This is a genomic window from Pseudomonas sp. EL_65y_Pfl2_R96 (genome assembly GCF_963970905.1).
Taxonomy (GTDB): Bacteria; Pseudomonadota; Gammaproteobacteria; order Pseudomonadales; family Pseudomonadaceae; genus Aquipseudomonas.
In genome coordinates, this window is the sequence record NZ_CAXAQH010000446.1 from 1 (window position 1) to 276 (window position 276).

The window sequence follows — 276 nt, forward strand, 5'->3', positions numbered from 1 at the left end:
TGGCCACGGTGGTTAACCAGAGCAAGCCGACCGTTCCGATGAACAGCGGAATGGCGCCACTCCCCAGCCAGGGTACGAACGATGTCATGTACCCCACTGCGGAGATGGCGACCGCCACGTTGGCGATGGCCAGCGAAAGGAAGTACAGGTACGAGCAGAGGAAGAACCCTGATTTTGCGTGCGCCTCTTCGGTGTAGGCGGATAGCCCGCCTGAGCGCGGACAGTAGATGCCGCATTGGGAAAAGCAGTAAGCGATGGCCATGGAACCGACGGCAG

General features: G+C 60.5%; 1 pseudogene. It reads right to left on the reverse strand.

The annotated features are described in order from the left end of the window. Window positions 1-276 (reverse strand): annotated as a pseudogene (locus AACY49_RS31505) (putrescine-ornithine antiporter); the annotation flags it as partial.